Origin of the sequence: Nocardia sp. NPDC127526, from assembly GCF_042672265.1 — a bacterium.
Lineage (GTDB): Bacteria > Actinomycetota > Actinomycetes > Mycobacteriales > Mycobacteriaceae > Nocardia.
This window is the reverse complement of the sequence record NZ_JBHXVO010000007.1, coordinates 341,966-352,056: the sequence shown is the minus strand read 5'-3', so window position 1 is coordinate 352,056 and position 10,091 is coordinate 341,966. Positions and strand designations below refer to the sequence as shown.

Genomic DNA, 10,091 nt, shown 5'->3' with positions numbered 1-10,091 from the left:
TTCCCGTGGAGGACATGCCGTTCATGCCCGATGGCACCCCGGTCGACATCATCCTGAACACCCACGGCGTGCCGCGTCGTATGAACATCGGCCAGGTGCTGGAAACCCATCTGGGTTACATCGCCAAGACCGGCTGGCAGGTCGAGGGCGCCCCGGACTGGGCCAAGAATCTCCCCGAGGAGATGCTCGGCCAGGAAGCCGACACCAATATCGCCACCCCGGTGTTCGACGGTGCGCGTGAGGACGAGCTGACCGGTCTGCTGGGTTCCACCCTGCCGAACCGCGACGGCGAGCGGATGATCAACGACGACGGCAAGGCGGTGCTGCTCGACGGCCGCTCCGGCGAGCCGTTCCCGTACCCGGTGGCCGTGGGCTACATGTACATCCTGAAGCTGCACCACCTGGTCGACGACAAGATCCACGCGCGTTCGACCGGCCCGTACTCCATGATCACGCAGCAGCCGCTGGGTGGTAAGGCGCAGTTCGGTGGTCAGCGCTTCGGTGAAATGGAATGTTGGGCCATGCAGGCCTACGGCGCGGCTTACACGCTGCAGGAACTGCTCACCATCAAGTCCGATGACGTGGTCGGCCGCGTGAAGGTCTACGAGGCCATCGTCAAGGGCGAGAACATTCCGGAGCCGGGTATTCCGGAGTCGTTCAAGGTGCTCTTGAAGGAGCTTCAGTCGCTGTGCCTCAACGTGGAGGTGCTGTCCTCGGACGGCGCGGCCATCGAGATGCGCGACGGCGACGACGAAGACCTCGAGCGTGCTGCGGCGAACCTGGGTATCAACCTGTCCCGCAACGAGGCTGCGACGGTCGACGACCTGGCGCAGTAGAGCGATCGGTCCGGGAACGCCGAGGGGCGTTCCCGGGCAACGGATTTAGCGAACTTTTGCTCATACTCAACCCGAACAGGGGAAAGGAAGTTACGTGCTAGACGTCAACTTCTTCGATGAACTCCGGATCGGCCTGGCCACCGCTGAAGACATCCGCAACTGGTCTTTCGGTGAGGTCAAGAAGCCGGAGACCATCAACTACCGCACGCTGAAGCCGGAGAAGGACGGCCTCTTCTGCGAGAAGATCTTCGGTCCCACCCGGGACTGGGAGTGCTACTGCGGTAAGTACAAGCGCGTCCGCTTCAAGGGCATCATCTGTGAGCGCTGTGGCGTCGAGGTGACCCGCGCCAAGGTGCGCCGTGAGCGGATGGGCCACATCGAGCTGGCCGCGCCGGTCACTCACATCTGGTACTTCAAGGGCGTCCCGTCGCGCCTGGGCTACCTGCTCGACCTGGCTCCCAAGGATCTGGAAAAGATCATCTACTTCGCCGCCTACGTGATCGTGGGCGTCGACGACGAGCTGCGCCACAACGAGCTCTCCACTCTCGAGGCCGAGATGGAGGTCGAGAAGAAGCAGGTCGCCGACCAGCGTGACGCCGACCTCGAGGCGCGTGCGCAGAAGCTGGAAGCCGATCTGGCCGAGCTGGAGGCCGAGGGCGCCAAGTCCGACGTGCGCCGCAAGGTCAAGGACGGCGGCGAGCGCGAAATGCGTCAGCTGCGCGACCGCGCCCAGCGCGAGCTGGATCGTCTCGACGAGATCTGGACCACCTTCACCAAGCTGTCGGTGAAGCAGCTCATCGTCGACGAGGTGCTCTACCGCGAGCTGCAGGACCGCTACGGCGAGTACTTCACCGGCGCCATGGGTGCCGAAGCCATCCAGAAGCTCATGGAGAACTTCGACATCGAGGCCGAGGCCGAGAACCTGCGCGAGACCATTCGCACGGGCAAGGGCCAGAAGAAGCTGCGCGCCCTCAAGCGCCTGAAGGTCGTCGCCGCGTTCCAGACCAACGGCAACTCGCCGATGGGCATGGTCCTCGACGCCGTGCCGGTGATCCCGCCGGAGCTGCGCCCGATGGTGCAGCTGGACGGTGGCCGCTTCGCGACCTCCGACCTGAACGACCTGTACCGCCGCGTCATCAACCGCAACAACCGCCTCAAGCGACTGATCGATCTGGGTGCGCCCGAGATCATCGTCAACAACGAGAAGCGGATGCTGCAGGAGTCGGTGGACGCGCTGTTCGACAACGGCCGTCGTGGTCGCCCGGTCACCGGTCCGGGTAACCGCCCGCTGAAGTCGCTGAGCGATCTGCTCAAGGGCAAGCAGGGTCGTTTCCGTCAGAACCTGCTCGGCAAGCGTGTCGACTACTCGGGCCGTTCGGTCATCGTGGTCGGTCCGCAGCTGAAGCTGCACCAGTGCGGTCTGCCCAAGCTGATGGCGCTCGAGCTGTTCAAGCCGTTCGTCATGAAGCGCCTGGTGGATCTCAACCACGCGCAGAACATCAAGTCCGCCAAGCGGATGGTCGAGCGGCAGCGTCCCCAGGTGTGGGATGTCCTCGAAGAGGTCATCGCCGAGCACCCGGTGCTGCTGAACCGCGCGCCCACCCTGCACCGCCTGGGTATCCAGGCCTTCGAGCCGCTGCTGGTCGAAGGCAAGGCCATCCAGCTGCACCCGCTGGTGTGTGAGGCGTTCAACGCCGACTTCGACGGTGACCAGATGGCCGTGCACCTGCCGCTGTCGGCGGAGGCGCAGGCCGAGGCGCGCATTCTCATGCTGTCCTCGAACAACATCCTGTCGCCGGCCTCGGGTCGTCCGCTCGCCATGCCGCGTCTGGACATGGTGACCGGTCTGTACTACCTGACCCGCCTGGAAGAGGGCGCCAAGGGCGAGTACCGCGCGGCCACCAAGGACGAGGCCGAGTTCGGCGTCTACTCCTCGCCCGCCGAGGCGCAGATGGCCGTGGACCGCGGTGAGCTCACCGTGCGTTCGCTGATCAAGGTCCGCCTGACCGATCAGCGCCCGCCCAAGGACGTCGAGGCCGAGCTGTTCCCGAATGGCTGGCAGCGCGGCGATGCGTGGACCACCAAGACCACGCTGGGCCGCGTGCTCTTCAACGATCTGCTCCCCGGTGACTACGCGTTCATCGACGAGCCGATGCCGAAGAAGCGCCAGGCCGCGATCATCAACGATCTCGCCGAGCGCTATCCGATGATCGTCGTCGCGCAGACCGTCGACAAGCTGAAGGACGCGGGCTTCTACTGGGCCACCCGTTCCGGCGTCACCGTCTCCATGTCGGACGTGCTCGTTCCGCCGGAGAAGGCGGAGATCATGGAGCGCTACGAGGCGCAGTCGGATCAGATCGAGAAGAAGTACCAGCGTGGTGCGCTCGATCACCAGGAGCGCAACAACGCCCTGGTCAAGATCTGGCAGGAAGCGACCGAAGAGGTCGGTAAGGCGCTGCGCGCGCACTACCCGGCCGACAACCCGATCATTACGATCGTCGACTCGGGCGCGACCGGTAACTTCACCCAGACTCGTACCCTCGCCGGTATGAAGGGTCTGGTCACCAACCCGAAGGGTGAGTTCATCCCGCGGCCGATCAAGTCCTCCTTCCGTGAGGGCCTGACGGTTCTGGAGTACTTCATCAACACCCACGGTGCGCGAAAGGGTCTGGCCGACACCGCGCTTCGCACCGCCGACTCGGGTTACCTGACCCGTCGTCTGGTGGACGTGTCGCAGGACGTCATCGTGCGCGAGACCGACTGTGGCACCGAGCGTGGCATTGTCGTCCCGATCGCGGAGAAGCTGGCCGACGGCACCATCATTCGTGATGCGCACGTCGAAACCTCCACGTACGCACGTACTCTCGCGGCCGACGCGGTCGACGCGAACGGCAACGTGGTGGTCGAGAAGGGCCACGACCTGGGCGATCCCGCCCTGGAGGCGCTGCTCGACGCCGGCATCACCGAGGTGAAGGTCCGCTCCGTGCTGACCTGCACCACCGGCACCGGCGTCTGCGCCACCTGCTACGGCCGCTCCATGGCGACCGGCAAGCTGGTCGACATCGGTGAGGCCGTCGGTATCGTCGCCGCGCAGTCCATCGGTGAGCCCGGTACCCAGCTGACCATGCGTACCTTCCACCAGGGTGGTGTCGCGGGTGACGACATCACGGGTGGTCTGCCCCGCGTGCAGGAGCTCTTCGAGGCTCGTGTGCCCAAGGGCAAGGCCCCCATCGCCGAGGTGTCGGGTCGCGTGCGCCTGGAAGACGACGATCGCTTCTACAAGATCACGATCATTCCGGACGACGGTTCGGACGAGGTCGTGTACGACAAGCTGTCGAAGCGTCAGCGTCTGCGGGTGTTCAAGCACGAGGACGGTTCCGAGCGTCTGCTCGCCGACGGCGATCACGTGGATGTCGGCCAGCAGCTGCTGGAGGGCTCCGCCGATCCGCACGAGGTGCTGCGCGTCATGGGTCCGCGTCAGGTGCAGATCCACCTGGTCCACGAGGTCCAGGAGGTGTACCGCTCGCAGGGTGTGTCCATCCACGACAAGCACATCGAGGTGATCGTCCGCCAGATGCTGCGCCGGGTCACCATCATCGATTCGGGTGCGACCGAGTTCCTCCCGGGTTCGCTGGTGGAGCGCGCCGAGTTCGAGGGCTCGAACCGTCGCGTGGTGTCCGAGGGCGGCGAGCCGGCCTCGGGTCGCCCGGTCCTCATGGGTATCACCAAGGCGTCGCTCGCGACCGATTCGTGGCTGTCGGCGGCCTCCTTCCAGGAGACCACCCGCGTGCTCACGGACGCCGCGATCAACTGCCGCTCCGACAAGCTGATCGGCCTGAAGGAGAACGTGATCATCGGTAAGCTGATCCCGGCCGGTACCGGTATCAACCGCTACCGCAACATCCAGGTCCAGCCCACCGAGGAAGCCCGCCAGGCCGCGTACGCGGTGCCGTCCTACGACGACACCTACTACACGCCGGACGGCTTCGGCACCACCACCGGTGCCGCGGTGCCGCTCGACGACTACGGCTTCAGCGACTACCGCTAAGCCTTAGCGAAGCAAGAAACATTCGGCCCCCGCTCCTGAACGGAGCGGGGGCCGAATGCTTTTGGGGGAGGGGGTGGCACGGCCGCCGCGGGGTCGAGTGCGGTGGCGGCCGCAGTGGGTGAGTGCGGTGCGGCCGTAACCGGGGTGCGGCGATCCGGCCGTGGCTGGGTGAGTGCGGTAGCGGCTGTGGCTGGGGTGGGGCGGTCCGGCTGTGGCTGGGGTGAGTGGGGTGGCGGCCGTAGTGGCGGAGGGTGTGTTCGGGTGTTGCCGGATCGCCGGACCGGGTGTGGTTGGTGGGTTACGCTCCTGCTATGAACGCAGCTCAGCGGGTGTTCGTGATGGTGGCGTGTGGTCTGGCGGCGGTGGGGTCGGCGACCTTGCCCGCGGCGGCGACACCGGCGGATACCGAGCTGGGCGGGTGTTTTCGCGGTGGCGTGATGACGGCGGAGCGGGTGCCGGGGACCGGGAGTGCGGGGCAGAGCATTCGGCGGACGGCCGAGGTGTGGGAGTGTTCGAGTCCGCTGCTGCCGGGGATTGTCTCGGGGCGGTTCGAAGCCGAATTGCCTTGGCGCGGTGATGTGGTGCTCACGTCGGGGCGGTTCGAGTGGTCGGACGGGAGCGTGAGTTTGGTGACCGGGCTGCCGAATACGTTGTGGGAGATCTATTCCGGCCCGGGGAGTGGGCATGTGTTGCAGTTCGAGCTCGCCATGGCGATGAATGGGAATTGGTATTACTCCGACAACGCCATGGCGATCGACTCGCTGGGGTTCGTGCGCTAGCGCGGCTGGGGTTCCGGGAGGGCTTCGAAGGCCGGGCGGATGGCATTGGCCGCGCCGGGGACGAGGGATTCGGCGTAGGTGAGGGCGGCGTCCACGGCGGGCTGGCCGCCGGACTGCTGGAGGCCGACGAACGCGCCGATGATCGCGCCCACGGTGGTGGTGATCGGGATGGTGATGAAGTCCAGGACGAACAGGCCCGCGGGGAAGCCGAGGACGAAGCCGATCGCGCCGCCGATGGCCGCGCCGGTGAGGACGCCGGGCAGGTTGGCCTGGACGACGTCGAAGAACTGCTGCTGGGCGTTGATGTCGCGCAGCGGGGTCTCGGACTGGTTGGCGGGAGTCAGGGTGAGGCGGCGGCCGCCGTCCTCGATGGCCGGGGCCAGGTCGAGAGTCTTGCCGGCTACCTCGTATTTCAAAGGCAGCGTGGCGACTTCGAGACCGGCGTCGTCGGTGACGAGCACTGCTTCGCCGTCCCAGGTGGCGAGGAAGCGGCCTGCCTGCAGCGTGCTGACGGCGGCGCGCTTGTCCTCGGTCAGCGCCACCTGGTAGGCGATTGCGTGATCGGTGCCCTCGACCTTCAAGGCCGGTTGTTCCGGGGCGGGTGCGGCGGTCGCGGTGCCCGTGGTGATCGCGGCCATCACGCAAAGGAGCGCGGGCGCAATCGTTTTGGTGAATCCCATGCTGGTTTCTCTCCCGTTGCGGGCCTGCGGACCCGTGGTTTGCCGATGAAGGTACCCGTATCCGGGGGAGATCGAAAGTCGCGCGGCGCATATGCGCACCCGGGGACAGCGGCCGGATTGCACCGGTGGCCCGCACGAGACGGCCGGTCCACCCGCACACGGGGGGACCGGCCGCGGGTCACGCGGCGGCGGGGTCGCTGACCGGTGCGGTTTCCGCTGTGGCCGTGGTGGTTTCGGCGGGCTCGCCCAGCTTGACGACCACGACGCCGATGAGAATCAGTGCGCCGCCGAGCAGTTGGATCGGCCGGGGAGTCTGGCCGAGCAGCGCCCAGGCGAAGACGATGGCCGCCAGCACCTCGGTGAGGGCGACGAAGGAGGCCAGACGGGAGCCGAGCCTGCGGGCGCCGGCGATGCCGGTCATGTAGGACAGCGAGGCCGTCACCACGCCCAGTGTGAGCACCGGAACCCACCATTGCGTGGTGAAGCCCTGGAAGCTCACCTCCGCCGCAGCGGTGCGCATGGGCACGACTCCGACCAGTCCGGCCGCCAGGATGGCCAGGCCGCCGATGAGCAGACCGCTGGTGGCCAGCACGGATCCGGGCACCTCGGTGTCGCCGCGGGCGGAGAGGATGAAGTACGCGGAGGCGCCGACCATGGCGCCCAGTGACCAGGCGATGCCGATCCAGCTGGTGTCGACGCCGGAGATCAGGTCCAGCACGAGGATCAGGCCGACGACGGCGATGAGCGCGCCGAGCACGGTGACCCGGCCGGGCCGCTGCTGGTGGCGCAGCCACAACCAGACGATGACCGCGACGGGCGCGGTGTATTCGACGAGCAGCGCGACGCCGACATCCATGTGCGCGACGGCGTTGAAGTAGGCGAGCTGGGCGCCCGCGACGGCGAGCAGGCCGTAGCCGAGCAGCAGGGATACGTTGCGGCGCAGCAGATTCCAGTTGCCGCGCAGCTGGTACAGGGCGATCGGCAGCAGCACGAGCCCGCCGAGCAGGACGCGCACGGTGACCACGGCCGCCGGGCTCCAGCCCGCGTTCATGAGCCCGCGCGCCAGCGGACCGGACAGTCCGAACGACGACGCCGACAGCAGGGCGAAGAGCAGCCCGGCTCGAAGGTGGTTCCGAACCGGCGTGTCATGAGTCATCGTCGTCATGACTAATGACGCTAAGGCCGCCGGGTGTAATATGTCAACATGTCTTTTACCCATGACACCGGTGCGGCGCTGGCCGCCGCGGTGGAGCTGGTGAACTCGGCCGAGGATCCGGACACCATGACCGAAACCGGCCAGCTGAAAGACTTTTTCGTGCGGCACGGCTATACCGGCGCCCGCACCGGCGATGCCGCGGAGCTGGCCGCCGTGCGCGCCCAGCGCGCCCCCATGCGCCGGCTGCTCACCGCCGACCGGGATACCGCGGTCGTCCTGGTGAACGACATCCTGGCCGCGCACCGCGCGGTGCCGCGGCTGGTGCGCCACGACGATCTCGACTATCACATTCACGCGGTCCCGCCGGAGGCCCCGCTGGATGTCCGCATTGCCGTCGAAACCGCCATGGCGATGATCGATTTGATTCGCGCCGACGAGCTCAGCCGCCTGTCCGTCTGTGCGGACAGCGCGTGCGAGGGCATTGTGCTGGACTTGTCCCGCAACCGTTCTCGCCGCTATTGCAGCACCGCCTGCGGTAATCGTAACGCCGTCGCGGCTTATCGCGCCCGCAAGAAGTAGTGCGAAAACTCCTGCCCTACAACGATTTCAGATCCTCGATCCGATCGCTGAACCCGTCCAGCAGAATCGTCAGCCCGAACTCGAAACTGCGGTCGGGCGCGGCGTTGTAGTCGGTGGCCGCCGCACGTTCGATGCGGGTGCGCAGTCGTGGGAACTGCCTGGCGACCGCGGTGGCCTCGGCCATGGCCTCGTTCATCCGCGCCTCGGCATTCGCGCCGTCCCGGCTCAGTTTGCGGTTGAGCGATACGTTCGCCGCCGCGCCCACCGCATTGCCGAGTACGAACATGAAGATGCTCGCGGCCGCCTGATCGGCTTCGATCTCGTCGAATCCCGCGCGTTCGAACAGATCCAGCACCAGATCGTCGTGCCGGGACTTGTTGGGCCCGTAGAGCAGATACCCGGACAGCGCCTGCACGATCCACGGGTGCCGCATGATCATCTCGTACATGCCGTAGGCGACGGCTTCCGCGGCGGTGCGCCATTCCAGGAAGTCGATATCCGGTAGTTCGATCTCCCCCCAGACCTCGTCGGTGGCCAGCCGGACCAGGTTGTCCTTGTTCTTCACATGCCAGTACATGGCGGTCGCCGCCGCGTCCAGGCGCTTGCCCAGGCTGCGCATATTGAGCCCGTCCAGCCCCTCCGCATCGAGCAGCTCGATGGCGGTGCGGACGATCTGTTCCTTGGTCAGGGTATCCCGTGCCATGCCCCCACCATAGGCCCTCACCAGGCACTTTCACAAAGTTCAAGAAATCGCTTGCACTTAGTTCAAGTCATGGGTTACGGTACTTGCACAAAGTTCAAGACGGATCGGGGAGCCCGGGCCGCAGCAGAGAAGAGAATGAAATGAACGCCGTCATCGCCGCCATCGAGATCGCCGCCGCCGCCGCTTTCCTGAGCATGCCGTTCGTCCGCAATCGCTACGGCGCCCACGCCATGGCCGTCGCCGAGGGCGAACTGGCCCGCCAGGGCGTGCGCACCACCGCCCTGCGCGAGAACGGCATGCGCTTCGACGCCAGCGGCCACGAGTGGTGGGCCCCGGGCGGCATCGCCACCCTGCTGGTCGTCTTCGCCGGGCTGAACCTGGCCGGTTTCGACTGGCTGCGCCCGGTGAACTACGCGGTGCTCACGCTGCTGCTCCTGGCCAACTGCGTCATCGTCTACAGCAATCTGACCGCCGTGCAGTCGGTGACCGCGGCCTTCGCCCGCAAGAACGATCCGGAGCTGGCCCGCATCGACGTCCCGACGCTGATCGCGGCGGCCGAGGGCGGCTTCCCGGCCTGGACCTGGACCCTGCAGACCGTCCGCAACACCGTGGTCTTCGCCGGCGCCATCCTCGGCCTGGTGCTGCTGGTCATCGCCTGAACCTTTTGTCCCACACTGCCGTTCGGCCCACCTATCATCCCCGGGAGACTCGAGATGCCCGCCGCCGTCACCGCAGCCGCCGTCCTGCAACTGCTGCTCGCCGCCACCATGATCGTCATCCCCGTGCTCGTCGCCGCCACCGGTCGCCGGGCCCAGCAAGCCGCCGAAGCGGAGGTCTCCAGGCAGGGGCACAACCCGGATGTGCTGGCCCGTCACGGCATTCGATTCAACGAAGCGGTGTGGGAGTTCGCCTTCGCCATGGGCATTGCCGCCGGCCTGGCCGTCATGGCCGCGCTGACCCTCACCGGCACCGCCCGCCCGGTCGTGCTGATCGCCGAAGCGCTGGTGCTGCTGGTGGTCGGCTTCATTACCGCCAGCCAGGTCTTCGCGGTCCGGTACACCCGTGCCGCCCTGGACAAGTCCGCCGATCCGCAGGCTCGCGCCATCGACGCGACCGCGGTGATCGCCGCGGCGAGCGCCGGCTACAGCCGCTGGGTGCGCCCGCTGGTGCTGGTCCGCTTCCCGCTCGCCACCGTCGGCGCCGTGGCCGCCATCGTCCTGCTGCTGACCCCCGCCGCCACCGCCTACTTCGGCTGACCCACCCCGCTCCAGCGAGAGCCCCGCCGGTTATCCGGCGGGGCTCTCGCGGTG

At 67.0% G+C, this 10,091-nt stretch carries 8 protein-coding genes and 1 pseudogene; 6 read left to right on the top strand and 3 right to left on the bottom strand.

Annotation, left to right across the window (positions count from 1 at the left end):
- The 3 genes and pseudogenes from ACFVIV_RS16180 to ACFVIV_RS16170 form a co-directional block, all read left to right on the top strand.
- A pseudogene (locus tag ACFVIV_RS16180) lies at positions 1 to 836 on the top strand (DNA-directed RNA polymerase subunit beta); the annotation flags it as partial.
- 94 nt (positions 837 to 930) lie between these two features.
- A complete protein-coding gene (locus ACFVIV_RS16175; protein ID WP_379196851.1) occupies positions 931 to 4,884 on the top strand; it encodes a DNA-directed RNA polymerase subunit beta' in 3,954 nt (1,317 codons plus the stop codon).
- Positions 4,885 to 5,195: 311 nt separating this feature from the next.
- A complete protein-coding gene (locus tag ACFVIV_RS16170; RefSeq protein WP_379196849.1) occupies positions 5,196 to 5,663 on the top strand; it encodes a hypothetical protein in 468 nt (155 codons plus the stop codon).
- Here ACFVIV_RS16170 and ACFVIV_RS16165 read toward each other — a convergent pair.
- Both ACFVIV_RS16165 and ACFVIV_RS16160 read right to left on the bottom strand, forming a co-directional pair.
- On the bottom strand, positions 5,660 to 6,343 hold the full coding sequence (locus ACFVIV_RS16165; protein ID WP_379196847.1) for a hypothetical protein: 684 nt from the start codon (positions 6,341 to 6,343) through the stop codon (positions 5,660 to 5,662). The genes ACFVIV_RS16170 and ACFVIV_RS16165 overlap by 4 nt on opposite strands.
- Before the next feature lie 178 nt (positions 6,344 to 6,521).
- Entirely contained in the window at positions 6,522 to 7,508 is a 987-nt protein-coding gene (locus ACFVIV_RS16160; RefSeq protein WP_379196846.1) for a DMT family transporter, read from the bottom strand.
- 39 nt (positions 7,509 to 7,547) lie between these two features.
- Between ACFVIV_RS16160 and ACFVIV_RS16155 the strand changes: the two genes are divergently transcribed.
- On the top strand, positions 7,548 to 8,078 hold the full coding sequence (locus tag ACFVIV_RS16155) for a CGNR zinc finger domain-containing protein (RefSeq protein ID WP_379196844.1): 531 nt from the start codon (positions 7,548 to 7,550) through the stop codon (positions 8,076 to 8,078).
- A 16-nt stretch (positions 8,079 to 8,094) separates the two neighbouring features.
- Here the strand turns inward: ACFVIV_RS16155 and ACFVIV_RS16150 are convergent, their stop codons facing one another.
- Positions 8,095 to 8,781, bottom strand: coding sequence for a TetR/AcrR family transcriptional regulator (locus tag ACFVIV_RS16150; protein ID WP_379196842.1), 687 nt, complete (start codon positions 8,779 to 8,781; stop codon positions 8,095 to 8,097).
- A gap of 140 nt (positions 8,782 to 8,921) precedes the next feature.
- Here ACFVIV_RS16150 and ACFVIV_RS16145 point away from each other — a divergent pair, with 140 nt between their 5' ends.
- On the top strand, positions 8,922 to 9,440 hold the full coding sequence (locus tag ACFVIV_RS16145) for a hypothetical protein (RefSeq protein ID WP_379196840.1): 519 nt from the start codon (positions 8,922 to 8,924) through the stop codon (positions 9,438 to 9,440).
- A gap of 54 nt (positions 9,441 to 9,494) precedes the next feature.
- Positions 9,495 to 10,037: a hypothetical protein gene (locus ACFVIV_RS16140; protein WP_379196838.1), complete on the top strand. Its 543-nt coding sequence runs from the start codon at positions 9,495 to 9,497 to the stop codon at positions 10,035 to 10,037.
- The last annotated feature ends 54 nt before the right edge of the window (positions 10,038 to 10,091 follow it).